This window comes from Branchiibius sp. NY16-3462-2 (assembly GCF_001594145.1).
Lineage (GTDB): Bacteria > Actinomycetota > Actinomycetes > Actinomycetales > Dermatophilaceae > Branchiibius.
Window position 1 is genome coordinate 124,660 of sequence record NZ_LVCF01000038.1, and the last position, 26,005, is coordinate 150,664.

At 68.2% G+C, this 26,005-nt stretch carries 27 protein-coding genes and 1 riboswitch; of the genes, 19 read left to right on the plus strand and 8 right to left on the minus strand.

The annotated features are described in order from the left end of the window. Positions 1–15: 15 nt before the first annotated feature. Together AZH51_RS12380 and sucB are read right to left on the minus strand one after the other, a co-directional pair. Complete coding sequence (locus AZH51_RS12380) at positions 16–915, minus strand: TIGR01777 family oxidoreductase (RefSeq protein ID WP_291524731.1); 900 nt, start codon at positions 913–915, stop codon at positions 16–18. A gap of 19 nt (positions 916–934) precedes the next feature. Further along, complete coding sequence (sucB, locus tag AZH51_RS12385) at positions 935–2,731, minus strand: 2-oxoglutarate dehydrogenase, E2 component, dihydrolipoamide succinyltransferase (RefSeq protein ID WP_291524733.1); 1,797 nt, start codon at positions 2,729–2,731, stop codon at positions 935–937. Positions 2,732–2,953: 222 nt separating this feature from the next. Here sucB and AZH51_RS12390 point away from each other — a divergent pair, with 222 nt between their 5' ends. After that, positions 2,954–3,187, plus strand: coding sequence for a DUF5302 domain-containing protein (locus AZH51_RS12390; RefSeq protein WP_291524736.1), 234 nt, complete (start codon positions 2,954–2,956; stop codon positions 3,185–3,187). A gap of 36 nt (positions 3,188–3,223) precedes the next feature. Then, positions 3,224–3,610: a DUF4031 domain-containing protein gene (locus tag AZH51_RS12395; protein ID WP_291524738.1), complete on the plus strand. Its 387-nt coding sequence runs from the start codon at positions 3,224–3,226 to the stop codon at positions 3,608–3,610. On the opposite strand, the gene AZH51_RS12400 is transcribed toward AZH51_RS12395, so the two are convergent. Next, entirely contained in the window at positions 3,538–5,034 is a 1,497-nt protein-coding gene (locus tag AZH51_RS12400) for a leucyl aminopeptidase (RefSeq protein WP_291524739.1), read from the minus strand. The two genes, AZH51_RS12395 and AZH51_RS12400, sit on opposite strands and share 73 nt — an antisense overlap. Before the next feature lie 97 nt (positions 5,035–5,131). Between AZH51_RS12400 and gcvT the strand changes: the two genes are divergently transcribed. Next, positions 5,132–6,229: a glycine cleavage system aminomethyltransferase GcvT gene (gcvT, locus tag AZH51_RS12405; RefSeq protein WP_291524741.1), complete on the plus strand. Its 1,098-nt coding sequence runs from the start codon at positions 5,132–5,134 to the stop codon at positions 6,227–6,229. 45 nt (positions 6,230–6,274) lie between these two features. On the opposite strand, the gene AZH51_RS12410 is transcribed toward gcvT, so the two are convergent. After that, a complete protein-coding gene (locus AZH51_RS12410) occupies positions 6,275–6,829 on the minus strand; it encodes a bifunctional adenosylcobinamide kinase/adenosylcobinamide-phosphate guanylyltransferase (RefSeq protein WP_291524743.1) in 555 nt (184 codons plus the stop codon). A gap of 60 nt (positions 6,830–6,889) precedes the next feature. Beyond that, a riboswitch (cobalamin riboswitch) is annotated at positions 6,890–7,026 on the plus strand. A gap of 77 nt (positions 7,027–7,103) precedes the next feature. Here AZH51_RS12410 and AZH51_RS12415 point away from each other — a divergent pair. Next, positions 7,104–8,420, plus strand: coding sequence for a hypothetical protein (locus AZH51_RS12415; protein WP_291524744.1), 1,317 nt, complete (start codon positions 7,104–7,106; stop codon positions 8,418–8,420). Between the two features lie 388 nt (positions 8,421–8,808). On the opposite strand, the gene AZH51_RS12420 is transcribed toward AZH51_RS12415, so the two are convergent. Continuing rightward, positions 8,809–9,348: a hypothetical protein gene (locus tag AZH51_RS12420; RefSeq protein WP_291524745.1), complete on the minus strand. Its 540-nt coding sequence runs from the start codon at positions 9,346–9,348 to the stop codon at positions 8,809–8,811. Positions 9,349–9,430: 82 nt separating this feature from the next. Between AZH51_RS12420 and AZH51_RS12425 the strand changes: the two genes are divergently transcribed. From AZH51_RS12425 to AZH51_RS12440, 4 genes are all read left to right on the plus strand, one after another. Next, positions 9,431–10,564 (plus strand): energy-coupling factor transporter transmembrane component T, encoded by a 1,134-nt coding sequence (locus tag AZH51_RS12425; protein WP_291524746.1) that lies wholly within the window; start codon positions 9,431–9,433, stop codon positions 10,562–10,564. Further along, complete coding sequence (locus AZH51_RS12430; RefSeq protein ID WP_291524748.1) at positions 10,561–12,177, plus strand: ABC transporter ATP-binding protein; 1,617 nt, start codon at positions 10,561–10,563, stop codon at positions 12,175–12,177. Before AZH51_RS12425 ends, AZH51_RS12430 begins: the two co-directional genes overlap by 4 nt. Next, positions 12,174–12,965: an ECF transporter S component gene (locus AZH51_RS12435; protein WP_291524750.1), complete on the plus strand. Its 792-nt coding sequence runs from the start codon at positions 12,174–12,176 to the stop codon at positions 12,963–12,965. Before AZH51_RS12430 ends, AZH51_RS12435 begins: the two co-directional genes overlap by 4 nt. 167 nt (positions 12,966–13,132) lie before the next feature. Continuing rightward, a complete protein-coding gene (locus AZH51_RS12440) occupies positions 13,133–14,302 on the plus strand; it encodes an NADP-dependent malic enzyme (protein ID WP_291524752.1) in 1,170 nt (389 codons plus the stop codon). A 72-nt stretch (positions 14,303–14,374) separates the two neighbouring features. Here AZH51_RS12440 and AZH51_RS12445 read toward each other — a convergent pair whose 3' ends face one another. Further along, on the minus strand, positions 14,375–15,052 hold the full coding sequence (locus tag AZH51_RS12445; RefSeq protein ID WP_291524754.1) for a DUF937 domain-containing protein: 678 nt from the start codon (positions 15,050–15,052) through the stop codon (positions 14,375–14,377). A gap of 144 nt (positions 15,053–15,196) precedes the next feature. Here AZH51_RS12445 and AZH51_RS12450 point away from each other — a divergent pair, with 144 nt between their 5' ends. Next, the gene (locus AZH51_RS12450; protein WP_291524756.1) at positions 15,197–15,412 is read left to right on the plus strand and encodes a hypothetical protein; all 216 of its coding nucleotides are present in this window, start codon (positions 15,197–15,199) and stop codon (positions 15,410–15,412) included. Between the two features lie 6 nt (positions 15,413–15,418). Here the strand turns inward: AZH51_RS12450 and AZH51_RS12455 are convergent, their stop codons facing one another. Continuing rightward, positions 15,419–16,015 carry a DUF3043 domain-containing protein gene (locus AZH51_RS12455; protein WP_291524758.1) on the minus strand — a complete coding sequence of 199 codons (597 nt, stop codon included), beginning with the start codon at positions 16,013–16,015 and terminating at the stop codon, positions 15,419–15,421. Positions 16,016–16,048: 33 nt separating this feature from the next. Between AZH51_RS12455 and AZH51_RS12460 the strand changes: the two genes are divergently transcribed. The 9 genes from AZH51_RS12460 (at position 16,049) to AZH51_RS12500 (ending at position 25,065) form a co-directional block, all read left to right on the plus strand. Continuing rightward, complete coding sequence (locus AZH51_RS12460; RefSeq protein ID WP_291524760.1) at positions 16,049–17,431, plus strand: dipeptidase; 1,383 nt, start codon at positions 16,049–16,051, stop codon at positions 17,429–17,431. Next, entirely contained in the window at positions 17,431–18,477 is a 1,047-nt protein-coding gene (locus tag AZH51_RS12465; RefSeq protein ID WP_291524761.1) for a glutathione S-transferase C-terminal domain-containing protein, read from the plus strand. The genes AZH51_RS12460 and AZH51_RS12465 overlap by 1 nt, the downstream gene beginning before the upstream one ends. After that, the gene (locus AZH51_RS12470; RefSeq protein WP_291524763.1) at positions 18,474–19,613 is read left to right on the plus strand and encodes a glycerate kinase; all 1,140 of its coding nucleotides are present in this window, start codon (positions 18,474–18,476) and stop codon (positions 19,611–19,613) included. Before AZH51_RS12465 ends, AZH51_RS12470 begins: the two co-directional genes overlap by 4 nt. Positions 19,614–19,749: 136 nt before the next feature. Continuing rightward, positions 19,750–20,118, plus strand: coding sequence for an iron-sulfur cluster insertion protein ErpA (gene erpA, locus AZH51_RS12475; RefSeq protein ID WP_291524765.1), 369 nt, complete (start codon positions 19,750–19,752; stop codon positions 20,116–20,118). Positions 20,119–20,185: 67 nt separating this feature from the next. Then, positions 20,186–21,166, plus strand: coding sequence for a carbohydrate kinase family protein (locus tag AZH51_RS12480; RefSeq protein WP_291524767.1), 981 nt, complete (start codon positions 20,186–20,188; stop codon positions 21,164–21,166). An 8-nt stretch (positions 21,167–21,174) separates the two neighbouring features. Then, positions 21,175–21,903 (plus strand): leucyl/phenylalanyl-tRNA--protein transferase, encoded by a 729-nt coding sequence (gene aat / locus AZH51_RS12485; protein WP_291524768.1) that lies wholly within the window; start codon positions 21,175–21,177, stop codon positions 21,901–21,903. A 50-nt stretch (positions 21,904–21,953) separates the two neighbouring features. Next, a complete protein-coding gene (coxB, locus tag AZH51_RS12490) occupies positions 21,954–22,913 on the plus strand; it encodes a cytochrome c oxidase subunit II (RefSeq protein WP_367188048.1) in 960 nt (319 codons plus the stop codon). Then, positions 22,910–24,667 carry a cytochrome c oxidase subunit I gene (gene ctaD, locus AZH51_RS12495; protein WP_291524769.1) on the plus strand — a complete coding sequence of 586 codons (1,758 nt, stop codon included), beginning with the start codon at positions 22,910–22,912 and terminating at the stop codon, positions 24,665–24,667. Before coxB ends, ctaD begins: the two co-directional genes overlap by 4 nt. After that, on the plus strand, positions 24,664–25,065 hold the full coding sequence (locus tag AZH51_RS12500) for a cytochrome c oxidase subunit 4 (protein WP_291524770.1): 402 nt from the start codon (positions 24,664–24,666) through the stop codon (positions 25,063–25,065). Before ctaD ends, AZH51_RS12500 begins: the two co-directional genes overlap by 4 nt. Before the next feature lie 72 nt (positions 25,066–25,137). Here the strand turns inward: AZH51_RS12500 and AZH51_RS12505 are convergent, their stop codons facing one another. Beyond that, a complete protein-coding gene (locus AZH51_RS12505) occupies positions 25,138–25,545 on the minus strand; it encodes a metallopeptidase family protein (protein WP_291524771.1) in 408 nt (135 codons plus the stop codon). Positions 25,546–25,578: 33 nt separating this feature from the next. On the opposite strand from AZH51_RS12505, the gene AZH51_RS12510 reads away from it, so the two are divergent. Further along, the gene (locus tag AZH51_RS12510) at positions 25,579–26,004 is read left to right on the plus strand and encodes a DUF1810 domain-containing protein (RefSeq protein WP_291524772.1); all 426 of its coding nucleotides are present in this window, start codon (positions 25,579–25,581) and stop codon (positions 26,002–26,004) included. The last annotated feature ends 1 nt before the right edge of the window (position 26,005 follow it).

Genomic DNA, 26,005 nt, shown 5'->3' on the forward strand with positions numbered 1-26,005 from the left:
CTGCAGAACCGGTGCTTACGTCGATCGGGCCAACCACTCCGCGACCGTATCAAGTGAGTCGAACTGCCATTGAAAGCCGTTGTCCTGCAGCACTTCCGGGACGATCTTCGTACTGGCGAGCACGTCACTGGCGAAGTCCCCGAGCACGGCGTGCAGCGCGAACGACGGGGCGGGCAGCACCGCCGGCCGGTGATAGGCGCTGCCCAGCGCCTTGGCCAGTTCCTTCTGCCGGGCCGGTGTCGGTCCCACGAGGTTGACCGGGCCGGTGATCTGCGGGTTGTCGAGCAGGAAGAGCATGGCGGCCACGTGATCGGGCAGGGCGATCCAGGGGAACCACTGCCGCCCGGAACCCAACGGCCCACCCAACCCCCACTTGGCCAGTGGCAGCATCCGACTGGCCGCGCCACCCTCCGGAGCCAGCACAATGCCGGTGCGCAGGTACGCGGTCGGGGCGCCGGCCTGCACGGCGGGTTCGGCCGCGTGCTCCCAGTCGCGCACGACTCCGGCCAGGAACCCCTCACCGGAGTCGCTGCGCTCGGTGAGTTGCTGCTCGCCGCGGTCGCCGTAGAAACCGCTCGCCGAACCCGACAGCAGACGCACCGGTCCCTCCAGGGCGGCGACCGCCGTGGCGATGGTGGCCGTGGAGTCGACCCGTGAGGAACGGATGACTTGTTTGTATTCCGGAGTCCAGCGTTTATCACCGATACCGGCACCGGCCAGGTTCACGACCGCTGAAACACCCTGCAGCGCCGAGGAATCCACCTGCCCGGCGCCCGGATCCCAGGTGACCTCATCCGGTTTCCCGGCCGGTCGGCGTACCAGCCGGATGACCTCGTCGCCGCGTTCGGTCAGCGCATGACTCAGCGCGCTGCCGATCAGGCCGGAGGATCCGGTGACGGCAACGCGCTGAGTCATGCGTTCAACCTAAACAGTCTTAGACCTCGAAGGCACCCTCTTCGAGACGTGCCTTGATCGTGGTCAGGAACCGAGCGGCGTCCGCTCCGTCGACGATCCGGTGGTCGTAGGACAACGCCAGGTAGACCATCGAGCGGATGGCTATGGTCTCGCCACCGTCCGCGTCGATCTCCACCACCGGACGCTTGACTACAGCGCCCGTACCCAGGATGCCGACCTGCGGCTGGTTGATGATCGGCGTGTCGAACAACGCGCCCCGGCTGCCGGTGTTGGTCAGCGTGAACGTGCCGCCGCCCAACTCATCCGGGGTCACCTTGTTGTCGCGGGTGCGGCTGGCAAGGTCGGCGATCCGGCGGGCCAGACCAGCGATGTTGAGGTCGCCGGCGCTCTGGATGACGGGTACGAACAGGCCCTTGGGGGTGTCCACCGCGATTCCGAGGTTCTCGCTGGCGTGGTAGACGATCGAGTCGTCCTCCACGCTGGCGTTGAGCACCGGGTAGGCCTTCAGGGCCTCGACTGTGGCGAGGGCGAAGAAGGGCAGGAAGCTGAGCTTGATCCCTTCGCGGCGCTCGAACTCGGCCTTGCTGCGAGCCCGCAACCGGGCGATCTTGGTCACGTCGACCTCGACCACCGTGGTCAACTGCGCCGACGTCTGCAGGGACTCCACCATGCGCGTGGCGATCAGCTTGCGCATCCGGCTCATCTTCTCGGTGGTGCCACGCTTGGCCGATACCGCAGCAACCGTGGCCGCCGGGGCGGCTGCAGCGGCGGGGGCCGCCGGCCCCGGCGCGGACTCCTGCGCAGCAGGCTGCTCCGCAGCCTTCTTCGCCGCTTCCGCCGCGGCCAGGACGTCCTGCTTGCGGATCCGCCCACCGACACCTGAACCGGTGATCGTCGACAGGTCGACGTCGTTCTCGGCGGCCAGTTTGCGCACCAACGGCGTCACGTAACTCGCCGCGTCATCAGTCGGCGCCTTCTCCGGCTCTGAACCGGCCGCCGTACCGACGGGTTCGGGCTCCTTGGCCGGCTCTTTCGCGGGCTCGGGCTCCTTGGCCGGTTCGGGCTTCTTGTCCGCCTCCGGCTGCTTCTCGGGTTCCTTCACCGGCTCGGGCTCGGGCTCCTTGGCGGCTTCCGGCTCCGGTGCCTTCTCGGCGGGCGCCTCCTGCGCCGGTGCAGCGGCACTGCCACCGACGATCGCGAGGTCGGCGCCGACCGGCACCGTCTCGTCCTCGCCGACCAGGATCTTGGTCAACTTGCCGGCGACGGGGGAGGGGATCTCGGTGTCGACCTTGTCGGTGGAGACCTCCAGCAGGGGCTCGTCCACGGCCACGTCGTCACCCTCGGCCTTCAACCACCGGGTGATGGTGCCTTCGGTCACCGACTCGCCGAGAGCCGGCATGGTGACGGTCTCACCACCGGACACCTCACCGCCCGAGGAAGACTCCTGCGCCGGCGCAGCCTGTTCGGTGGAAGGAGCGGTCGGCTCGGCCTCGGCCTGCGGTTCCGCGGCTGGCTCCTGCGCGGACTCCGTTGACTGCGAGGCGGATTCGGCCGGTTTGTCCTCCGCGGGTGCGGCGTCACCGTCGCCGACGACGGCGAGGTCGGCCCCGACAGGGACGGTCTCGTCCTCCTCGACGAGGATCTCCTGCAAGGTGCCTTCAACCGGAGACGGGATCTCGGTGTCGACCTTGTCGGTGGAGACCTCCAGCAGCGGTTCGTCCACCGCCACGTGATCGCCCACCTGCTTCAACCAACGGGTCACCGTGCCCTCGGTGACCGACTCTCCCAATGCGGGCATTGTCACGCGTTCAGCCATGCTTCCCAGTCTCTCCGATCTCTCCCAGCCCGCGCACGCGGGGTCCGTGGCTTGGTCAACGTCGGCGACGAGCACGGTCGGGACCGGTATGTCCGAACGCCTCGTCGCGTCGCTGTCCGCTCACCGCGATTGTGTCACTGGCCGTGCACAAATGGCTGGTCCGGCCAGCGGTGAGCATGCGAGAGTGGCCCGAAGGAATCCATCCACCGGGAGGTGATCGAGGTGGCCAAGACCCCTCAGGCAAGCGATGACGATCAGGCTCCGAAGGACGCAGAAGACTCCGCGAGCACTCCAGCGGACGAGGCCAAGCGCAAGTTTCGCGAAGCCCTGGACCGCAAGCACGCGCACGGCGGACGTGATGTCAGCGCCGGTGGCTCGGACAGCAAGGTGCACGGCTCGCACCGCGCCGAGACCAGCGGCGCGCAGCAGATGTTCCGTCGCAAGTCCGGCGGCTGACGGCCGCATCGGACTGCTGCAAGGGACGCGCGCGCGGTGAGCGTTTACATCGACGACGCCTTCATCGATGCGACGGTCGGCGGTCCCGATCGCCGGTTCCGGTCCCGCTGGTGTCATCTGGTCGCTGACAGCACCGCCGAGTTGTTGCAGTTCGCGCAACTGCTGGGCATCGACGAGCGCTGGCTGCAGCGACGCGGCGAGCCCGGCGAACACTTTGACCTACCCGAACCGCGTCGGGCCAGCGCCCTGCTGTGCGGCGCCATCGAGATCTCCTGGCGCGAAAGCGTGGCGCTGGTGCGGGCGCACCGGGCCGGCGAGACCTTCGATCTCGCCGGCCTGCGCGCGGCGGCTCAGCCGGCCAACGACTCGGCGAGCGCGACGACGGTGCGCACGCCGTGGCCGGTGCCGCCGGCGGGGGTGTAGCCGTACGGCGACTTGTCGTTGAAGGACGGACCGGCGATGTCCAGGTGCGCCCAGGGGATCTGGGTCCCGCCGACCTCGCCGACGAACTCCTGCAGGAACAGCGCAGCAGTGATCGCACCGCCCCAGCGCTCACCGGTGTGCTTCACGTCCGCGATCTGGGAGTCCAGCGACGGCCGCATCTCCTGCAGCAACGGCATCGGCCACATGTCCTCACCGGTGCTCTTGGCGGCGCTGATGACCTGCTCGACGATGTCATCGGTGTTGCCGATCACCGCCGTCGTGCGACCGCCGAGCGCGACCATCGCCGCGCCGGTGAGGGTGGCGACATCGAGCATCAGGTCCGGCTTCACGGTCGATCCGATCGCGAGGCCGTCGGCCATGACCAGGCGACCCTCGGCGTCGGTGTTGATGATCTCGACCGTCTTGCCGTTCGGCATCGTGACCACGTCGCTGGGGCGCTGCGCGTCGGAGCCGGTCATGTTCTCCGCGAGACACAGGTAGGTGGTGATAGCGATCGGCAGTCCGAGCGACGCGATCGCCCCCGTCGCGGCAGCGACCGCCGCGGCACCGGCCATGTCGCTCTTCATCGTGACCATCCCGTCGGCGGTCTTGATGCACAGGCCACCGGAGTCGAAGGTGATCCCTTTGCCCACGAGCACGATGTGCGCCTTCGCGCGCGCCGGTTTGTAGGTCAGGGTCACCAGGCGCGGCGGGCGCGCCGAACCGCGGCCGACGCCGATCAGGCCGCCGCACTGCTGACGCACCAACGACTTCTCGTCGGCGACCCGCACCGCGACCTTGCTTCCGGTGAAGTGCTTGCGGGCCTCGGCGGCGAACGAGGCCGGGTAGAGGTCCAACGGCGGGGTGTTCACCAGATCCCGTGCCCAGGTGACCTGCTCGGCAACGGCGATGGCCCGCGACAGCACCTTGCGCGCCGCGGCGCTCTTGGCGTCCGGGGTGACGACCGTCAACCGCCCCACCGGTGCCGTGCCGTCCTTGCTCTTGTACGTCGTGAACGAGTAGGCGCCGAACAGTGCGCCTTCGGTGACGGCAGCCAGCAACGCCGGTGTGGCGGCGGGGAAGAGCAGGGCCGCGTGCGACGTACCGGCAAGAGCGCGCGACGCCGAACCGGCGGCGCGGCGTACCGCTTCCGCGTCCTCGTCCCCGGGCGCAGCGTCCAGCCCGCTGCCGATCACCAGGACCAGGGCATCGGTGCCGGGGACGCCGGTCACCTTGATGACCTCGTCGGCGGCGCCGGAGGCGCCCAGGGCGCTCAGGTGCTCATCGAGGTACGAGACGGCCTCCGCGGAGAGCCCCTCGACGGGGATGACGTGAGCACCCTTGTCCTGCTTGTGCGACAGGAGCACCATCGTCGCGACGGCCGGTCGGGCAGGGATGCGGTCGGACAGACTGATCGAGGTCATGAAGCGGTTTCCTTCGCGTCGTTGGAGGATCGGGACACCGCCACGATCTGCGGTACTCCCGGTAAAGATACGCCGCAGGCTTCGATACCGTTCGGTCATGACTCTCGCGCATTCCCCGCTGCATGACCGCCACGTTGCCCTCGGTGCCAAGCTGGCCGACTTCGGCGGCTGGGAGATGCCCATCGAATACCCCGGTGGCGGGGTGCTGCGCGAGCACCAGGCGGTGCGTGAGCGCGTCGGCATCTTCGATGTCAGTCACCTGGGCAAGGCGCGCGTCGCCGGGCCGGGTGCGGCCGACTTCGTCAACTCCGCCTTCACCAACGATCTGCGCAAGGTGGCACCCCCGAAGGCGCAGTACACGATGTGCCTCGATGAGGCGACCGGCGGAGTGGTCGACGACCTCATCCAGTACTTCGAGGCCGAGGACGACGTCTTCCTCGTCCCGAACGCTGCCAACACCGCCGAAGTCGTGCGACTGCTGGAAGCGGCTGCACCCGAAGGGATTTCGGTCACCAACCTGCACACCGAGTACGGCGTGATCGCCGTCCAGGGCCCCAAGAGCGCCGAAGTCGTCGCTGCGCTCGGACTGCCCACCGAGTTGGACTACATGTCCTTCGTGCGCGCTGACTGGGGCGGGCGCGAAGTGATCGTGCTGCGCTCGGGCTACACGGGGGAGAAGGGCTACGAGTTGGTGCCGCGGTGGGACGACGCGCCGGCGCTGTGGGACGCCCTGGTCGAGGCGATGGCGCCGTACGACGGTCTGCCGGCTGGTCTCGGTGCGCGCGACACGCTGCGCACCGAGATGGGGTATCCGCTGCACGGGAACGACCTGTCGATGGACATCACCCCGAACATGGCGCGCGCCGGTTGGGCGGTCGGCTGGAAGAAGGACGCCTTCTGGGGCAAGGAAGCACTGGAAGCGCAGAAGGCACGCAAGGACTACCGCCTCACCTGGGGGCTGCTGGCCACGGGCAGGGGTATCCCACGAGCGCACTGCGCCGTCCTGGGTGCCGACGGTCAGGTGATCGGCGAAGTCACCTCGGGCACCATGTCGCCCACCCTCAAACAAGGTATCGCCCTGGCCCTGCTGGACCGTGGCGTCGCCGAGGGTGACGAGGTCACGATCGACGTACGCGGTCGGTCCCTGCCCGCAACCGTGGTCAAGCCACCGTTCGTCACGCCCCACACGAGCTGATCGCGCCAGTCAGCTCGGCGGGTGCAGTCAGCTCGGCGTTGCGGGTCAGTACGGCAGCGCAGGGAACGCCGATAGGTCGACAGCCCGGCCCCCGAGCAGCAGGACAGCCCGGCTCAGGTGGTTGGACAACACGGTGTTCGCCTGGCCGAGCGCGTCCTGCAGCGCCCGATCGACCGGCGAGTCCGCGGCCACCATCAGGCCCAGTTCACGGCTGATGACCACGGCGTCGTAGGGCAGCGCTGACAGCAGCGCGGCCAGTTCGAGCGTGGCGTCGGTGACGGCCGCGGTGGCCTTCTGAGGTGCTTCCCAGGCATCGGCCGCGGTGATCTTCGCGGCTACCCACGCGGCCAGGTTGTCCACCACGACAGCGCTGCGGGAGTAGAGGATCGAGCGCACCAGGTCGGTCGATTCCTCGGTGACCCAGCCCTCGGGCGGACTATCGAACACCGGCGCCGTGACGGTACTGATCGTGTCGGACAGCGCCGGGTTCGCGCCGTCTGCCAGCGGGCGCAGCACCCGGGTGCCGTCGCCGCTCAGCAATGACTCGGCGTACCGGCTCACAGGGGTATGCACCCCGGCGAGGACGAGAGTCGTGGTCACGGGGATGAGACTAGCGCGCGGGCCGGGCGGGCCCGGGCGCGGCCGGATGGTTGCGATACCCTGGCCACCTGCCCGGATCGTTGAGCCGGGTAGGCACGGTGGAAGGGGAAGCCGGTCAGAATCCGGCGCTGGTCCGCAACCGTAGGTGGTCATCACGACCACGAGCCGGGATACCAGCCATCGCGCAGCAACTCACACCCGTCGAGATCTGCGGGCCGAGTTCCAGGCGTTCCGCCCAGAATCAGGTCAGGCAGAGGACCTTCAGGAAGGCCTCATGCACCCCTTCACGACCGCGCGCCGCGCGGGACTTTGCGCTATCCCCGCCGGCATGGTTGCGCTCACCCTCGCGTTCGGCCCGCCCGCCACGGCCGCAGCGACCATCTCTGCGCCGGTCGACGCCGCCTCGCGGTACCTGGCACTGCGGATCGCTGATGGTGGCGGCCGGTTGCTCTACGACCCCGCCCCCTCCCAGGGGACGCAGTACGACAATCCGGGGGGAACCGCGGACGCGATGATGGGGATGATCGCCAGCGGCACGAGCATGACTGCCGTCAAGCAGGCGCGTACCTATCTGGAGAAGAACGTCGCCAACTACATCGGCAGCGGCAGCGAGTTGTATTCCGGTGCGACGGCGAAACTGCTACTGACGGTCACGAGTTCGGCCAGCCGGGTGGACCCGGGGCCCAGCGCTCGCAACTTCGGCGGCGTGGATCTGATCGCGCGACTGCAGAGCCTTCAGACGGCCAGCGGCCGGTTCAGTGACAAGTCCAGCTACGGCGACTACTCCAACGGCATCACCCAGTCCCTGGGCGTTCTCTCGCTCTCGCGCCTGAGGTACAAGGTCCCGACATCGGTCAGCTACCTGCTGAAGCAGCAGTGCAGCAACGGTGGTTTCGACCTCACCCTGGATAACCCGAAGGGTTGCACCAGTGATCCAGACACCACTGGTTATGCCGTCCAGGCGTTGGTCGCGGCGGGCGGTCAGAGCGGTGCCGTCGCCAAGGCCGTCGCCTACCTCGGCGCTGCGCAGAAACCGAGCGGGGCGATCGGGACCGGTCAGACCGGAGTAGCCAACTCGACGGCACTGGCCGCCATGGCATTCACCGCGGCGGGCGACAAGGCCCGGTGGGAGAAGGCCCGCCGCTACCTGTTCACCCTGCAGTACCCGTGCAGCACGCCGGCGAAGTTGCGGGGTGCGATCGCCGCCAACCCGCAGATTCTCGCGACCAAGATCGCCCAGGGCAGCAAGGCCACCCCTGACCAGTCCGACGATGTCGCGACCGGTCAGGCGTTGGTAGCGATGTCGGGAACGACCTACGTCTCGGTGGACGCCGAACTGACCGTGGATGCAGTGCCCACGGACCAGTGCGCCTCGACCGGGTCGGCGACGTCGTCGTCGACATCATCCTCGAGTACGTCGACCAGCACCTCCTCGGCACCCGTGACCGGGCCGCCGGTGATCACCGACGGCGCTGAGACTGATGGTGGTCCGGGCGCCGTGGGTATGGGCCTCATCGTGCTCGGTGGCGCTGCGCTCAGCGCCGGTGGTGTCGCCGCAGCGCGTCACAGCCGCGGTCGCCACGCCCGATGAACCGTTTCATCAGGGCGACCTTCGCGATCGTCGCCGCAGTGGTGGCGGCCATGGCACTGCTCGTGTGGCAGGCGCCCGCGAGCCGGGCGGCTGCCTGCGCCTCTGCCACCAGCGGCGTGACCGTCGTCGTGGATTGGAACGGTGTCGACGGCAAGACCGGGGTGACGGTCCGCTGCGCCCCCGGCGCCCCGTCATCCGCGTGGTCGGCCCTCCAGGCGGCGGGGTTCAGTACCACCGGGGTGCAGCAACAGCCGGGCTTCCTGTGCCGGATCAACGGCTCGCCGAGCACGGATCCGTGTGTGCGCACACCTCCGGGATCGGCCTACTGGGGTCTGTGGGTCGGACCCGCGGGAGGCTCCTGGAAGTACAGCTCGCTGGGTGTCGCCAGCTATTCCCCGGCGCCCGGGACCGCGGTCGGATTCAACTTCGGCGCAGGGGCCCAGCCGGGTGTGAGCCCGCCGGCCATCAGCTCAGGAGGCAGCACCAAGCCCACCGCGAAACCCACGGCGAAACCGTCGCCGAAGCCCACTGCCAGCTCCACGTCCGCGGCCCGGCCCACGACCAACCCTAAGCCGTCGACTCCGGCGAAGACATCCGGGCAAGGATCTTCGGGACCATCGAGTCCCGCTGCCGCGCAACCGGGTTCGACCCCTTCACGTACGTCGAGTGCAGGCTCTGCAGGCACCCCAGGTTCCAGCCGGGTCGCCCCGGGGTCCTCCACCGCAGGCCCGTCCGGCGCCGGGAGCAGCAGCCCCGGGGCCACACCGGGCACCAGCACGACTGGATCAACCAGCCCCGGCACGACCAGCCCCGGCACGACCAGTTCCGGCGCAGCCACCCCGGCCCCGTCCAGTGATGACAACACCGCAGTCGCCGCAGGGCAACCAGCGACGGCCTCGACCGCATCCGGCACCACGCCGGTGGCCATCGGTGCCGGTGTGCTTGCTGTCGCCGGGTTGGGTGGCGCGGGTCTGTTTGCGGCGCGTCGCCGCCGCGGCTGAGCACGATCAGTGGCCCGGACCCTGCACGCAGCCTCGGTGGTGCGATCGCTGCACCCCGGCGCGTGGTGGGCCTGGGCGATCTGCGTTGCGGCGGCGGTCAGTCAGATCACCAACCCGCTGCTGCTCGCGCTCGCCATGGCCGCGGTCATCTTCGTGGTGTTGTCCCGGCGCACCGACGCTCCGTGGGCTCGCGCCTTCCGGTGGTACTTCTACCTCGGTGCCTTCGTCATCGCGACCCGGGTGGTGCTCTACATCCTGGTGGGCGCCAAGACCGGTGAGACCGTCCTGGTGCGGCTGCCCACCATCCACATGCCCGGCTGGGCGGCCGGCATCCAGCTACTCGGCCCGGTCTCCGTCGAGGGACTGGTGGTGGCGTTCTGCGAGGGTCTGCGACTGGCAGCGATGTTCCTGTGCTTCGGCGCCGCCAACGCACTGGCCAACCCGCGGCGCCTGCTGCGACTGCTGCCCTCGGCGCTGCGGGACGTGGGCACGGCGGTCGTCGTCGCGGTCAGCGTGGTGCCGACGCTGGTGCTGGGCGTCGGCCGGGTGACCCGTGCCCAGCAGCTTCGCGGCGACCTGCGCGGCGGCATCCACCGCATCCGACGGATCGGTCTGCCGTTGATGGAGGAAACCCTCGAACGCTCGTTAGCCCTTGCGGCAGCGATGGATTCGCGCGGTTACGGCGCCCTGCGGGAGCAGTCCCGCACCAGTCGGCTCACCACCGGTGCGGTGACCTTCCTCGGCCTGATCGGGGTCTGCGTGGGCTTGTTCGGTCTGCTGGACCAGGGCGACATCCCGCTGCGGCTCAGTCTGGGTCTGCTGATCGGTGGCCTCGGACTCGGTGTTGCCGGAATCGCGCTGGCCGGTCGTAAGAACCCGGTCACGATCTACCGTCCCGACCCGTGGGGCGTGCCGGAGGCGTTGACCCTGGAGTGCGGGTTGTGGACCGTGGCTCTGGTGTACGCGGCGGTCAGCCTGCACCCGGATGCGGCCAGCATGCCGACCGAGCCACTCGGCGTACCTGCCGTCCCGCTGCTGGCGCTGCTCGGGTTCCTGGTTGCTGCCCTGCCCGGGGTACTCACCCCGGATCCCATGCTCGACCGGGACTCCCGGGGCGCCCGGGATGAGGTGGTGAACGCATGAGCGGCATCGTTCAGTTCGACCGGGTGAGTCTGACCTACGAGGGGGCGCCCGCCCCGACGCTGGTCGCAGTGGACCTGAGCATTGAGCCCGCCGAGCTCGTTTTGATCGTCGGGCGCACGGGTTCGGGCAAGTCCACCCTGCTCACCGCGATCAACGGGTTGATGCCGCACTTCACCGGCGGCACCGTCACCGGCACCATCACGGTCGCCGGCCGCAGCACCGCCGATCATCGTCCGCGCGATCTGGCCGACGTGATCGGGTACGTCGGGCAGGATCCGGCGGCCAGCTTCATCACCGACACCGTCGAGGAGGAACTCGCCTACGGCATGGAGCAACGCGGGCTGTCGCCCGAGGTGATGCGCAAACGGGTCGAGGAGACACTCGATGTCCTGGGCATCGCCGAGCTGCGCGACCGGCCGCTGTCGGATCTGTCCGGCGGTCAACAGCAGCGCGTGGCGATCGGCGCGGCCCTGACGATGCAGCCGCAGGTGTTGCTGCTGGACGAACCGACCTCGGCGCTGGACCCGAACGCCGCCGAGGAGGTGCTGGCCACCATCACCCGCCTGGTGCACGACCTGGCCGTCACCGTCATCGTCGCCGAGCACCGGATCGAACGCGTCATCCCGTACGCCGATCGCGTGATCCACGTGGGCACCGACGGTCGGGTGCAGATCGGCGAACCCGCTGTCATCATGGCGGTTTCGGATGTGGCGCCACCCCTGGTGGAACTGGGTCGCCTGGCCGGTTGGTCACCGCTACCACTATCCGTGCGCGATGCGCGACGACAGGCCGGGCCGCTGCGACAGGTCGCCGCCGACCTCGCGGAACAAGCTCCCAGCGGCGTCGGCAGCTCGCCGATCCTGACGGGTAGGAGCGTCGGCGTTACCCACGGGCGGGTCCCCGCCGTTCGCGGCGTGGATCTGGAGTTGCTTCCCGGGCAGGTCACCGCCCTCATGGGCCGCAACGGATCCGGCAAGTCCTCGCTGCTGTGGGCGCTGCAGGGCAGCGGACCGATGGATCACGGCACGGTACGGGTCAGCGGTCAGGACCCACGGGCATTGTCCGCCGGAGCACGCCGCGAACTGGTCGGCCTGGTCCCGCAGACGGCCTCCGACCTGCTCTACCTGGCCAGCGTCGGTGCCGAGTTACGTGCCGCCGACAAAGCGGCCGGTGCACCGGAGGGAACTGCACGCGGGCTACTGGACCAGTTCGCCCCCGGTGTCCCCGACGACCGCCACCCGCGGGATCTGTCTGAGGGACAACGACTTTCGCTGGTCCTGGCGATCCAACTCGCGGCCCGGCCGCACGTCGTACTCCTGGATGAACCCACCCGCGGGCTGGACTATGACGCCAAGGCGGCGTTACGCCGCACGGTCCGCCGGCTCGCCGACGAGGGCGCCGCGGTCCTGATCGCCAGCCACGACGTGGAGTTCGTCGCAGCGGCCACTGACCGGGTGGTGTTGATGGCGCAGGGCGAGGTCATCGCCGACGGGACCACCTCGGACGTGGTGCTCGCCTCCGCCGCCTACGCCCCGCAGATCGCCAAGATCATGGCGCCGGTGCCTGTCCTCACTCTCGAGCAGGTTGCTCCCCTGGTGGAGACCGCGTCATGACCGCCGCGATCGCTCTGAAACCACGGTCCCTGGCCGCCATCGTGCTGGTGAGCGCCGTGGGTGCGTTCGGGTTCCTGTGGCCGCTGTTCGTGGCACCCGGATCGGCGCTGGCGCAGCACGCACGCGACGCCCCGTTCCTGTTCGGTCTGCTGCTTCCACTACTGCTCGCCGTGGTGCTCGCGGAAGTGTCCGAGGGCGGCATCGACGCCAAGGCGATCGCGATGCTGGGTGTGCTCAGCGCCCTGGACGCGGCGATCCGCCCGCTCGGTGCGGGCACCGCCGGGATCGAGGTGATGTTCTTCCTGCTGGTCCTGGCCGGTCGGGTCTTCGGGGCCGGGTTCGGTTTCGTGCTGGGGGCCACGAGCATGTTCGCCTCCGCCCTGCTGACCGCCGGAGTCGGGCCGTGGCTGCCGTTCCAGATGCTCGGTGCCGGCTGGGTCGGGATGGGTGCCGCTCTGCTGCCGCGGTGTAGGGGATGGCTGGAACTGGCCCTGCTGTCGGCGTACGGCGCGGTGGCCAGTCTGTTCTACGGGTGGGTCCTGAACATGTGGTTCTGGCCGTTCGCCACCGGTGGCGACACCTCGATCAGTTTCGTGGCGGGTGCGCCGCTGGGGGAGAACCTCACGAGGTTCGTCGCATTCAACCTGGCCACCTCGTTCGGCTGGGACCTGGGCCGTGCGATCACCACGGTGACCCTCATCCTGCTGACCGGTGTGCCGGTGCTGGCAGCGCTGCGCCGGGCGGCACGCAAAGCCAACTTCCGGCCCGCCGTCAGCTTCGAATCCTGACCACATCCCGGCCCGGTCGTGCCGGCGAGGTGGCGGCTGTGGTTGAGTATGGCCCCTGGAGGCCACCCGCACCTCTTGTCTTTCGGTAGCCGGTCCACGTCGATCCCATCCGGGCCCTACTCTCGAAACACCTGCTTTCAGTTCCCTTTTTGGAAGGTCCCCTTGTCATGGCTTCGGCGCCTGCTGACCCCGCGTCCACGTTCGACTTCGACCCGGCTGACCCGGTCTTCGTAGCGCACGAGGGCGGCAAACTCGGGGTCGTCGCCCGCACGGAACTGCGGGACAGTTCCGACCTGTCGGTCATCTACACCCCCGGCGTGGCCCAGGTGTGCCGGGCCATCGCCGCAGACGCCACCCTCTCGATGCGCTACACCAGCCGCAGCAACACCGTGGCTGTCGTCAGCGACGGATCTGCCGTGCTCGGGCTGGGCAACATCGGCCCCGAGGCAGCCATGCCGGTGATGGAGGGCAAGGCGGTGCTGTTCAAGCACTTCGCCGATGTCGACGCGGTCCCGGTGTGCATGAACAGCGGCACCGTGGAGGAACTGGTCGACGCCATCGCGCGCATCGCCCCGACGTACGGCGGCATCAACCTGGAGGACATCTCCGCACCGCGCTGCTTCGAGATCGAGCGCAAGCTGCAGGAGCGGTTGAACATTCCGGTCTTCCACGACGACCAGCACGGGACGGCCGTCGTGGCCCTGGCCGCCCTGATCAACGCGGCCAAGGTCACCGGGCAGGAGTTGAAGCAGCTGCGCGTGGTGATCGGCGGTGCGGGCGCGGCCGGGGTGGCCATCACCGACATCCTGCGTCGCTCGGGCATCCCGGACGTCGTCGTGTGCGACACCCGCGGGGTGGTCGAGCCCTACCGGACCGACCTGAAGGACCACAAGCCGCGCCTGGCGATGTCGACCAACCCTCGTGGTGTGCGTGGCACGCTCGGCGATGCGTTACGCGATGCCAACGTCTATATCGGCGTATCCGGCGGCACCGTGCACGAGGAGTACCTCGCGGCCATGGCCCCGAAACCGATCATCTTCGCCCTCGCCAACCCCGACCCCGAGGTGCACCCCGACCTCGCGCATAAGTACGCCAGCGTGGTGGCCACCGGCCGTTCGGACTTCCCGAACCAGATCAACAACGTGCTGGCCTTCCCGGGTATCTTCCGTGGCGCCCTCGACTCCGGTGCACCGGCGATCACCGAGTGGATGAAGATCGCTGCGGCGCAAGCGATTGCGGGCCTGGTGGAGAATCCGCGTGCCGACATGATCGTGCCGTCGCCGTTCGATGAGCGGGTGGCGCCCGCTGTGGCCGCGGCGGTGGCCGCCCACGCCTGAGCACGACCTCTGGCAGGTACGACGAGGGGCTGGGTTCCGATCGGAACCCAGCCCCTCGTCGTACGTGGTGCGTTACTTCTTGCCGCCACCCAGCAGGCCGCCGAGGATGTCGCCGATACCGCCGCCGCCACCCGAACCGCCGGCGCCGCCACCCAGCAGGCCGCCCAGGATGTCGCCGATACCGCCGCCGCCACCGCCGGAGCCGCCACCCAGGACGCTGCCGAGGATGTCACCCAGGCCGCCACCGGATGCGCCTGCGTCACCCGCGGCTGCCGAACCACCCAGGTTGTCCGGCAGGGACACCGGGCCGGAGCCGTCACCTGTCGCAGCGGCCGCAGGGGAGGCGCTGGTCGCACCCTTGTTGCCGGTGAAGACCTTTCCGGCCAGGAAGGCCATCACCATGGGGGCCAGCATCGGCAGCAGCTTCTTCAGCAGGTCACCGCCGCCGGGGGTGGTCGCGCCCAGCTTCTGCACGACCTGGTCGGAGTTGTCGCCGAAGACGTTGTTGACGATCTTGCTGCCGTCTTCGACGTCGATGTCGTCCAGGCTCGTCGGCTCGTTGCCCGCGTGCTGCTGCAGCGCCTGGGCCAACGACTCCTCGCCGCCGTCGGCGGCGTTCGCGGCCATGCCGCCCACCAGCACCGGAACGGCCTTGCTGGCCGCGTCCTGGACTTCGTCGGGGCTGGCACCCAGGGCGCCAGCGATCTGGTCAATGGGAAGTTGCGCCAGGATGGCGTCGAGGTCGCTCATAGGACGTCCTTGTCATTCAGGAACCGAGTGGTTCTCCCGTGAGTAACCCGATCGGGTACCCCTTGGTATGAACTTACCGCGGGGGAAAGCGGGTGGACCAGGAAACGTTCAGGACGGTGTGTTGGCGCCGGATAGGTTGGGTCCGTGAGCGAATCGTGGACCTGGACCTATGAAGATGCCGCCGGAGCGCCGGTGAGCGATGTCACGCTGCCGCAGACCAGTTACCCGACCCAGAGCGACGCCGAGTCGTGGTTGGGACAGACCTGGCAGGAGCTGCGCGCGCAGGGGGTCAGCAGCGTGACGTTGTACCTTGATGGGACGCCGGTGTACGGCCCGATGGGCCTGACCGACGGAAGTTGACCAGGCTCAGTCGATCGCCGCGCCGCGCTTGACCTTCGGCCGGGGGATGCGCGACATCCGCATCTGGAACGAGCGCATGACCGTGTAGAACGCGCTGCCCTTGGGCGGCGGAGTGCCGAACTTGGCGGTGACCTTGCGCTTCACCCGCCGCCACAACAGTGCGGAGTCAATCACCCCGGCGACCAGAATCAGCCAGACCACCAAGAGACCGCCGAACTGCAGTGCCCGCACGGGCAGGAAGGTGAGCACCAGCACCACCAGCATCAGCGGCAGGATCAGTTCGCCGACGTTGAGGCGGGAGTCGACGATGTCGCGGATGTAGCTCTTGACCGGTCCGCGGTCCTTGGGCGGCAGGGCGCTCTCGTCACCGGCCATTTGGGCCGCGCGCACCCGCGCACGCTCCTCGCGGGCCTGGTTTCGGGCTTCCTTCTTGGCGGACTTGCGATCCTCCGGCACCAGGGGGCGACGCAGCGCCGCTTCGGCCTCTTTCCGCTTCGGAGTGGGCCGGCCCTTCTTGGCCGTTTCACCGGTCGCCAAGACCTCGCTCACCTCCGGGGTGGCCTGCGGGGTTTCCACGACGCTGTCTTTGCTACGACCGAACACGGAGCTATTTTCCCACACCCGTAGGGTGAACAAGTGACGTCTTCCAGCAGCCCCATCAGTGCGCAGCGCCGCTCCGAACTCGCCCAGCGGATCCAGGATGCGATGCCCGGTGTCCGCAGCGATCTGGAAGCGCTGACCCGCATCCCCAGCGTGTCGCTGGGCTCCTTCGACCAGGCCCATGTCGACCAGAGCGCTCAGGCCGTCGCCGAGTTGTTACGCGCGGAGGGACTCGAGGTCCAGATCGTGCGCGAGGGCGGGGCTCCGGCGGTGCTCGCCCACAAAGCCGGTCCGGCAGGCGCGCCGACGATCACGCTCTACGCGCACCACGACGTACAACCACCGGGCGACGAGAAGGACTGGGACAGTAAGCCGTTCGAACCTGTCGAGCGGGACGGGCGGCTGTACGGTCGCGGCGCCGCCGACGACAAGGCAGGGGTGATGGCCCACATCGCCGCGCTGCGGGCGCACGGTGACCAGCTGCCGGTCGGCGTGAACATCTTCGTCGAGGGCGAGGAGGAGGCCGGCTCGGAGTCGCTGCCTGCCATCCTCGAAAAGTACGGCGATGCGCTGGCCGCCGACGCGATCGTGCTGGCGGACTCGCAGAACTGGGAGATCGGCACCCCGGCCCTGACGACCACCCTGCGCGGTCTGGTGCGTGCGGTGGTGACCGTCCGCACGCTGTCGCACAGTGTGCATTCGGGGATGTTCGGCGGCCCGCTGCCCGATGCGTTGACCGCACTGGCCCAGTTGCTGACCCGGTTGCACGACGAGAAGGGGGACGTCGCCGTACCCGGCCTGGTCAGCGACGACGTGACCGAATTGGCGTACGACGAGCAGCGGCTGCGCGCCGAGTCCGGCGCGTTACCGGGGACCCGGCTGATCGGCACCGGAACGATCCTGCAGCGCCTGTGGGGCAAACCCACGATGACGGTGATCGGGATCGATGCCCCGAGCGTCGCGACCGCGTCCAACACCCTGGTCGCATCGGCCAGCGCCAAGCTGTCGATGCGGATCGCGCCCAGCCAGGACCCGCAGGTCGCGTGGGAGGCGCTGCGCGACTTCGTGCTCGCGCAGGACGTGTGGGGCGCGCAGATCGAGATCGACCTGGACGACATCGGGCCAGGTTTCAGCGCGAACACCCAGGGTCCGGTCTACGACGCGACCCGAGCAGCGTTCGCGTCGGCCTGGGACGGCACCGATCCGGTCGACATCGGCGTCGGCGGGTCGATCCCGTTCGTGGCTGCCTTCGCGGAGCGCTTCCCGCAGGCGGCCATCCTGGTGACCGGCGTCGAGGACCCGGACACCCGCGCCCACGGCGCCAACGAGAGCCTGCACCTGGCGGAGTTCGAGAAGGTCTGTCTGGCCGAGGCGTTGTTGCTGGAGCAGTTGGGCACGCAGGGAAAGGCCGATGACTGATGGCACAAGGCAGTTACGTGGAGCAGTCCTACGAGCGGGACACCCGCTACATCAACGACCGCATCACCAGCGACGGCTCGGGGCAGTGGCCGGTCGAGCCCGGCCGCTACCGCCTGGTGGTCAGCCGGGCCTGCCCGTGGGCCAGCCGCCTGGTGATCACCCGGCGGTTGCTGGGGTTGGAGGACGCGATCTCGATGGGGATCTGCGGTCCTACCCACGACGCCGACAGCTGGACGTTCGACCTCGACCCGGGTGGCCTGGACCCGGTGCTGAAGATCCCGCGGATCAAGGACGCCTACGAGAAACGGGAACCCGGCTATCCGCGCGGCATCACGGTCCCGGCCATGGTCGAGATCGCCAGCGGCAAGGTGGTGACCAACGATTTCGCCCCGATGGAGTTGGACCTGATCACTCAGTGGGGCTCCTTCCAGCGGCAGGGGGCACCGGATCTGTATCCCGAGGCGTTGCGCGAGCAGATGGACCCGTTGATGCGCCGGATCTACACCGAGGTCAACAACGGCGTCTACCGGTGCGGGTTCGCCGGCACCCAGGAGTCGTACGACGACGCGTATGACCGGCTGTTCACCGCCCTGGACTGGCTGACCGATCACCTCAGCACCCGGCGCTATCTGATGGGGGACCACCTCACGGTCGCGGATATCCGTCTGTTCACCACCCTGGTGCGCTTCGATCCGGTCTACCACGGCCACTTCAAGGCCAACCGCAGCAAACTTGCCGAGATGGAGGTGCTGTGGGCCTACGCCCGCGACCTGTTCTGGACCCCCGGATTCGGCGACACCGTCAATTTCACCCAGATCAAACAGCACTACTACCGGGTGCATCGCGACATCAACCCGACCGGTGTCGTCCCGGACGGGCCGGATCTGGCCAACTGGGCCGTGCCGCACGGTCGGGAGGCCCTGGGCGGCAGTCCGTTCGGGGACGGCAGCGCGCCCGGACCCATCGCTCCTGGTGAGCGGGTCGACCCTGCGGACAACCCGTTCGCCGGGCCGGACGGTCTGCTGGTGCACCCTGCCGGGTCGTGACTGCTCGGGTGGTCATCGCCCCCGACCGGTGGGGCCCGGTGGCAGCACCGCAGATCGCCGACGCCATGGCGCGCGGCTGGCGGACACGTAATCCGTCGGTGCAGGTGATCAGCTGTCCGCAGTCGAACGGGGACGCCGGTCTCATCGGGTCGATCGCCACGGCGAGACCCGACGCCACCATGGGTGTGTGCGAAGCCATCGGGTCCGGCGGTTCGCCCGTCCTCGTCCCTTACGTTCAGGTCGAGGATGAGGGTTCCCGCACGGCGTACCTGCCCCTGTCGTCCGGGCAGGCACCCGGTAGTGGTGGCAGTTCCTACGTCACCGGCCGGGCGATTCGCGACCTGATGGCCGCCGGCGTCGATTGCATCGTGGTGGGTCTGGCCGACAGCGGAGCGCTGGATGGCGGAGCGGGATTCATCTCGGGCCTGGCCGGCGCCGCACCGCCCGGAAGTCGGCAGCACCCAGAGGCGCCCGTCGTGGCGTTGGCCAAACAGGTGGTGCACGACCACGGAGTGGATCTGGTGGGCGCCTACGACACCGCCATCCCGTTGCTCGGCCTGACGGGAGCTGCGGCAGCTGCGCAGGACGGCCTCGGCCTGGACCCGTACCAAGCCCAGGATGCCGAGGCCTGGATGAGCCGGTGGGCCCACGACCTCCAGCAGCTGCTGCCCGGCCGGACCGATCTGCTGACCGGCAAGGCGCACCGCCACGACCGGACACCCGGCGCCGGTGCCGGAGGGGGAGTGGGCTTCGCGCTCGCGGCGCTGGGGGCAGACCTGCGCCCGGCTGCCGAGGTCGTCGCGGAGGCTACCGGGCTCAGCGACGCGATCCGGGCCGGTGACCTGGTCGTCACCGGAACGCTGGTGTTCGACTGGCACGAACTGAGCGACAGTGTGGTGCTACAGGTCGGCTCATCGGCGCAGGCCCTCGCCCGGCCGGCCGTGATCCTGGCGGGCCGGGTCGACGTCGGACGCCGCGAGCTGATGAGTCTTGGCTTCTCCGGCGGGTACGGCGTCGTGCAGTCCCCGCGTACCCCGCTTCCGGGACAGGCTGCTGAGATCACTTCTGCCGTCGAACAGCTGGCCTACCGGGTGGCCGGGACCTGGACACCTGTCGACAGCAGCCCGCACGGATGAACGCTCCACAGGCATCCAAGGGTTATCGTGATGGAACGGGAAGAATCGACGGACGCCTCACGTTGACGCTGCTGAGGCCGACGACGGCACCACGAGATCCAGACTTATATCCACTAGACGGACGAAGGATTCACCAATGACCTCATCGACCGACACCGGGACCCCGACCCAGTCCGAGACCCACGCTGTTCTGTTGACCGACGTGGCTGCCGCCAAGGTCAAGAGCCTGTTGGAGCAGGAGGGCCGTGATGACCTGCGCCTTCGCGTCGGGGTGCAGCCCGGTGGCTGCTCCGGCCTCATCTACCAGCTCTACTTCGACGAGCGCGCCCTGGATGGCGACCTGGTCCGTGACTTCGACGGTGTCGAGGTAGTGGTCGACCGGATGAGCGCGCCCTACCTGGACGGCGCCACCATCGACTTCGCCGACACCATCGAGAAGCAGGGATTCACCATCGACAATCCCAACGCCGGCAGCTCCTGCGCCTGCGGTGACTCCTTCAGCTGACCGCTGCGAATCCACCAACGACCCCCAGCCGTGCACACGGCGGGGGTCGTTGCCGTAAGTTTCCGGTATGCGGATTGCCATCACCGGGTCGATTGCGACCGATCATCTGATGACGTTCAGCGGTCGCTTCGCCGACTCGCTGGTTGTTGAGCAACTGGACAAGGTCTCGTTGTCCTTCCTGGCCCAGGACCTGCAGATCCGCCGGGGCGGGGTGGCCGCGAACATTGCCTTCGGCATGGCGCGCCTGGGGCAGCAGCCCATCCTGGTCGGCGCGGTCGGCGAGGACTTCGATGACTACCGGTCGTGGTTGGAGCGACACGGTGTCGATTGCGATTCGGTGCATGTCTCCGAGACCCAGCACACCGCCCGGTTCGTCTGCACGACCGACGACGACATGGCCCAGATCGCGACGTTCTACGCCGGTGCAATGAGTGAGGCCCGGGACATCGAGCTTGCGCCGGTGGCGGCCCGGGTCGGTGACCTGGATCTGGTTCTCATCGGGGCCAACGATCCGGAGGGCATGCTTCGGCACACCACTGAGTGCCGCACCCGCAGTATCCCGTTCGTCGCGGATCCCTCCCAACAGCTGGCGTTCGCCGATGGTCCTTTCATCCGTCAATTGATCGACGGTGCGGCCTATCTCTTCACCAACGAGTACGAAGCCCACCTGACCGAGCAGAAGACCGGGTGGAGCGCACAGGAGATCCTGGATCGAGTGGGCACCCGGGTGGTCACCCAGGGCAGCAAGGGTGCGGTGATCCAGCGCACCGGCGAGCCCGAGATCCATGTGCCGGTGGCCGGTGAGGTACGCCGCGCCGACCCGACCGGGGTCGGTGACGCCTTCCGGGCCGGCTACCTGTGCGGTCTGTCCTGGGGCCTTGCGCCCATGGAGTGTGCGCAGGTCGGGTCGATGCTCGCGACGTACGTCATCGAGACAGTGGGCACCCAGGAGTACCACCTGACGGGCGCGGACTTCTTGCGGCGCTTGGAAGCGGCGTACGGCGCGGCCACGGCATCGGCCGTGCGGCCGCACCTGCGCGTGCGCTGAGAAGGGTCATGCCGGCGCGTCCGCCCTACCCACCGATCGAGCCACCGCCGACCGCCTGGCGGTTACAGGATGCTCCGGACCGGGCGCAGGACCTGCTGGCCAGCGGCGCGGATCTCGCGCCGGGGACCCTGCTATCGGCGTACCGCATGGGGTTGTTCCCTATGGGCCTCGGCCCTGGGGGCGCCGAGCCGATCGGCTGGTGGTCGCCGGTACGCCGGGGAGTGCTGACACCGGGCGATCATCACGTGCAACGGTCACTGCGACGCTCCGCGCGGCGGCTGCGGGTCAGCGTTGATGAAGCGTTCGACGGCGTGGTCGCTGCCTGCGCCGACGCGTCACGGGACGGCCGCTGGATCACTCCGGCAGTCGCCCACGCCTACCGTGCGCTGCACGACCTGGGCTGGGCGCACTCCGTGGAGGTCTGGGCAGGCACGGAACTTGCCGGTGGCCTCTACGGAGTGTCCATCGGTGGCTTCTTCGCGGGGGAGTCGATGTTCCACCGGCACACCGACGCCGGCAAGGTCGCCCTGTGGGCACTGGCCGCCGCGGTCCTTGCCCATCCGGACGGCCTGATCGACGTCCAGTGGCAGACCGAGCACCTGCGCACCCAGGGGGTTCGTGAGGTGTCCCGGCAGCGGTACCTTGACCTGCTCCCGGCGGCGCTGCGTGCCCCCGTGCCGGCATTGCTGCGCGGCGAGGCGGCGGCGCCAGGATTGATGCCGACTCGTGATCGGTGACTATGGTGACCTCCCCGCAGGAACGAATGGGACTGGGATAGGGTTTCCCCGTGCACGGAACCGATCATCGCGAAGCTGACGAGCCAGGCTTGCGCTCACGCAGCGACCAGCAGAAAACGCCCGCCGGACACCGTCATTCGCGCATCGCCTTCGGCGCGCTCCTTGCGGTCGCGACGGTGGTCCTGACCGGTTGCAACGCGACCGTGGACCGCGGCTTCCTCCCCAAGGGTGTGACTGCCGTGACCCCGGAGGTGACGGACTTCTGGAAGGCCACCTGGCTGTGGGGTCTGGCGGTCGGTGTTCTGGTCTGGGGTCTGACGCTGTACTGCGTCGTCCGCTACCGCCGCAAGAAGTCCGACACCGGTCTTCCGCCGCAGTTGGCTTACAACGTCCCGATCGAGATCCTCTACACCGTCGTGCCGGTGTTCATGGTCGCCGTGCTCTTCGGCAAGACCGTGGAACTCGAGAACAAGATACTCGACATCCAGCCCAACCCGAACGTCACCATCAACGTGGTCGGCAAGCAGTGGTCATGGGACTTCAACTACGTGGGTGCGGACGTCTACGACACCGGCATCCAGGCCGACCTGCAAAGCGGGAAGCCGGGACAGGAAGCGGACCTGCCCACCCTGTACCTGCCGGTGAACGAGCGGGTCGAGTTCGTGCTCACCACGCGCGATGTGATCCATTCCTTCTGGGTGGTGCCGTTCCTGCAGAAGATGGACATGATCCCCGGCAAGGTCAACAGGTTCCAGGTCACCCCGACCCAGATCGGCACCTTCCGCGGCAAGTGCGCCGAACTGTGCGGTGCCTACCACTCGGACATGCTTTTCAACGTGAAGGTCGTCTCCAAGGCGGACTACGAGGCCCACCTGCAATCTCTGCGTGACCGCGGCCAGGTCGGCTTCCTGTCCAACGCGCTGAACCGCTCGACGCTGGAGCCCGGTCAGCAGCAGTACCTACCCGAAGGCGTCAAGGAGTCCGACATCAAGGAGGACGCAACATCATGACGAGCACCCTCGATCCCGCCACAGGGACGATCCCCGCGCCTCGGGTTCCCCGGGAGGACCGGGTCGGCCGCACCTTCGTGAAGTACATCACCACGACGGACCACAAGGTCATCGGCAACCTGTACTTCATCACCTCGTTCACGTTCTTCCTGATCGGCGGCCTGATGGCTCTGCTGATCCGCGCCGAACTGATCGAGCCCGGCCTGCAGGTCGTCGACAACCCGGAACAGTTCAACCAGCTGTTCACCATGCACGGCACGATCATGCTGCTGTTGTTTGCGACCCCGCTGTTCGCGGGCTTTGCCAACGCTTTGGTTCCCTTGCAGATCGGTTCGCCGGACGTCGCCTTCCCGCGGCTGAACATGTTCGCCTACTGGCTCTACCTCTTCGGTGGCCTGATCGCTTCGGCGGGCTTCCTCACGCCACAGGGTGCTGCCGCCTTCGGTTGGTTCGCCTACGCGCCGCTGTCGGACACCACCTTCAGCCCGGGCCTGGGCGGCAACCTGTGGGTCTTCGGTCTGGCCCTGGGTGGTTTCGGCACGATCCTGGGTTCGGTCAACTTCATCACCACGATCATCTGTCTGCGCGCACCCGGTATGACCATGTTCCGGATGCCGATCTTCACCTGGACGATCCTGATCACCTCGTTGCTGGCGATCATCGTCTTCCCGGTGCTGGCGGCCGCGATGTTCGGCCTGGGTCTGGACCGGGTGATGGGCGCCCACGTCTTCGATCCAGAAACCGGCGGAGCGCTGCTGTGGCAACACATGTTCTGGTTCTTCGGGCACCCGGAGGTCTATATCATCGCGTTGCCCTTCTTCGGGATCATCTCCGAAGTCCTGCCGGTATTCAGCCGCAAACCGATCTTCGGTTATAAGACGTTGGTCTTCGCGACCATTGCGATCGCCGCGCTGTCGGTGAGTGTGTGGGCCCACCACATGTACGCCACCGGTCAGGTGCTGCTGCCGTTCTTCGCGATCATGACCATGCTGATCGCGGTGCCGACCGGCGTGAAGTTCTTCAACTGGATCGGCACGATGTGGGGCGGCTCGCTGACCTTCGAGACCCCGATGCTGTGGGCGATCGGGTTCTTGGTGACCTTCCTGTTCGGTGGTCTGACCGGTGTCATCCTGTCCAGCCCCGCGCTGGACTTCCACCTGTCCGACTCCTACTTCGTGGTGGCCCACTTCCACTACGTGGTGTTCGGAACCGTCGTCTTCGCGATGTTCGCCGGGTGGTACTTCTGGTGGCCGAAGCTCACCGGCCGGATGCTCGATGAGAAGTTGGGCAAGATCCACTTCTGGATGCTGTTCATCGGCTTCCACATGACCTTCCTGATCCAGCACTGGCTGGGTGTGGCCGGTATGCCGCGTCGCTACGCGGACTACCTGCCCGAGGACGGATTCCAGTGGATGAACGACGTGTCCAGTGCCGGTGCGCTGCTCCTGAGCCTGTCGATGCTGCCGTTCCTGTACAACGTGTGGAAGACCTGGCGGACCGCCCCGCTCGTGACCGTCGATGACCCCTGGGGTTACGGCGCGTCGCTGGAGTGGGCGACATCCTGCCCGCCGCCGCGGCATAACTTCGACCGCATCCCGCGGATCCGCTCGGAGCGTCCCGCGTTCGACCTGCACCACCCGGAGGCGGCGGCCAGTTCGGTTGCGCCTGCCCCGGATCTGGTGTCGCAGATCGTCGGCCCGGCCGATCGCGGCGGTCAGACGTTCGGTGGCGAAGATGCGGGGGAGAGCCGATGAAGGTCGAATACAAGCTGTTCACGATCATCGGCGTGTTCGCCGTGGTCATGGGGTTCATCTACGGGCACTTCACCCACTGGGAGGAGCCGGTCGGCCCGGTCGCGCTCTTCCTGACCGGGGGGCTGTGCGCGATGATCGCGTTCTACCTGTGGCGCACCGGTGCCAAGCTCGACCCGCGCCCGGATGACGACCCGTACGGCGAGATCGACCAGGTCGAGGGCGACTTCGGTTTCTTCGCGCCGTACTCGTGGTGGCCGCTGTTCCTCGCCCTCGCCGCCGCCGTCCTCTTCCTCGGTGCGGCCGTTGGCTGGTGGCTGGTGATCATCGCTATCCCGTTCGGAGCCGTGGCGCTGGTCGGCTGGGTCTTCGAATACTCCAAGGGCGACGACGCGGTCTGATCCCATAACTCACGTCGAAGGGCGGCACCGGTTCACCGGTGCCGCCCTTCGACGTTCATGAGTGGGTTTTGCTCAGCCCCAGCCGAGTTCGTGCAGCCGCGCGTCGTCGATCCCGAAGTAGTGACCGACCTCGTGGATGACGGTCGTGTGGATCTGCTGCTTCAGATCGGCCTGGTCCCGGCTGATCCGGGTCAGCGGTCCGGCAAAGATCTGGATGGTGTCCGGCGTCGCCCCGCCGAAGCCGTAGAAGTCACCGCGCTGGGTCAACGGAATGCCCGTGTAGAGCCCGAGCAGCTCGCTGTGGCCGTCGGCCGCGCTGTGCTCGTGTCCGTCCCAGCCGCGGGCCTGCCAATCAGCCGCGGGTTCGTCCTCGACGACGATCGCCACGTTGTCGATCTGCTCCAGCAGATCCTTCGGGATGTCGTCCATCGCATCGGAGACAACCTGCTCGAACTGCTGACGCGACATCCCGGAGTGCATGGTGTCACTCTCTCATCCACGGATACTGATCCGATGGTGGACTTCGACCTCGAGCGTTACGTCAATGCCCAGGAGACGGGCGGCAGTTACGAACGTGCGCTGCAGGAGCTGGGTCGCGGCCAGAAGAGGTCCCATTGGATCTGGTGGGTCTTCCCGCAGATCGCGGGGCTCGGGATGAGCCCCACGTCCACGCGGTACGCCGTCAGCGGCCTTGACGAAGCACGCGCCTACCTCGCGCACCCCGTGCTGGGGCCACGGCTGCGGGAGGCGGCACAGGCGCTCCTGGCCGCGCCCGGTCGTGATGCCGAGCACATCCTTGGTGGCATTGACGCGGTCAAGGTCCGCTCGTCGATGACGTTGTTCGCCGCGGCTGATCCCGGTGCGCCGATCTTCGAGCAGGTGCTTGACCGCTTCTACGGTGCCGAACCCGACCCGTTGACCCAGCAGCTGCTGTCGTAGC

Excerpts from the sequence above, each read along its gene's own strand:
- AZH51_RS12380 (WP_291524731.1), bottom strand. The coding sequence starts at position 915 with ATGACTCAGCGCGTTGCCGTCACCGGATCCTCCGGCCTGATCGGCAGC.
- sucB (WP_291524733.1), bottom strand. The coding sequence starts at position 2,731 with ATGGCTGAACGCGTGACAATGCCCGCATTGGGAGAGTCGGTCACCGAG.
- AZH51_RS12400 (WP_291524739.1), bottom strand. The coding sequence starts at position 5,034 with ATGACCTCGATCAGTCTGTCCGACCGCATCCCTGCCCGACCGGCCGTC.
- gcvT (WP_291524741.1), top strand. The coding sequence starts at position 5,132 with ATGACTCTCGCGCATTCCCCGCTGCATGACCGCCACGTTGCCCTCGGT.
- AZH51_RS12415 (WP_291524744.1), top strand. The coding sequence starts at position 7,104 with ATGCACCCCTTCACGACCGCGCGCCGCGCGGGACTTTGCGCTATCCCC.
- AZH51_RS12420 (WP_291524745.1), bottom strand. The coding sequence starts at position 9,348 with ATGGCCACCGGCGTGGTGCCGGATGCGGTCGAGGCCGTCGCTGGTTGC.
- AZH51_RS12430 (WP_291524748.1), top strand. The coding sequence starts at position 10,561 with ATGAGCGGCATCGTTCAGTTCGACCGGGTGAGTCTGACCTACGAGGGG.
- AZH51_RS12435 (WP_291524750.1), top strand. The coding sequence starts at position 12,174 with ATGACCGCCGCGATCGCTCTGAAACCACGGTCCCTGGCCGCCATCGTG.
- AZH51_RS12440 (WP_291524752.1), top strand. The coding sequence starts at position 13,133 with ATGGCTTCGGCGCCTGCTGACCCCGCGTCCACGTTCGACTTCGACCCG.
- AZH51_RS12445 (WP_291524754.1), bottom strand. The coding sequence starts at position 15,052 with ATGAGCGACCTCGACGCCATCCTGGCGCAACTTCCCATTGACCAGATC.
- AZH51_RS12465 (WP_291524761.1), top strand. The coding sequence starts at position 17,431 with ATGGCACAAGGCAGTTACGTGGAGCAGTCCTACGAGCGGGACACCCGC.
- erpA (WP_291524765.1), top strand. The coding sequence starts at position 19,750 with ATGACCTCATCGACCGACACCGGGACCCCGACCCAGTCCGAGACCCAC.
- AZH51_RS12480 (WP_291524767.1), top strand. The coding sequence starts at position 20,186 with ATGCGGATTGCCATCACCGGGTCGATTGCGACCGATCATCTGATGACG.
- aat (WP_291524768.1), top strand. The coding sequence starts at position 21,175 with ATGCCGGCGCGTCCGCCCTACCCACCGATCGAGCCACCGCCGACCGCC.
- ctaD (WP_291524769.1), top strand. The coding sequence starts at position 22,910 with ATGACGAGCACCCTCGATCCCGCCACAGGGACGATCCCCGCGCCTCGG.
- AZH51_RS12500 (WP_291524770.1), top strand. The coding sequence starts at position 24,664 with ATGAAGGTCGAATACAAGCTGTTCACGATCATCGGCGTGTTCGCCGTG.
- AZH51_RS12505 (WP_291524771.1), bottom strand. The coding sequence starts at position 25,545 with ATGCACTCCGGGATGTCGCGTCAGCAGTTCGAGCAGGTTGTCTCCGAT.
- AZH51_RS12510 (WP_291524772.1), top strand. The coding sequence starts at position 25,579 with ATGGTGGACTTCGACCTCGAGCGTTACGTCAATGCCCAGGAGACGGGC.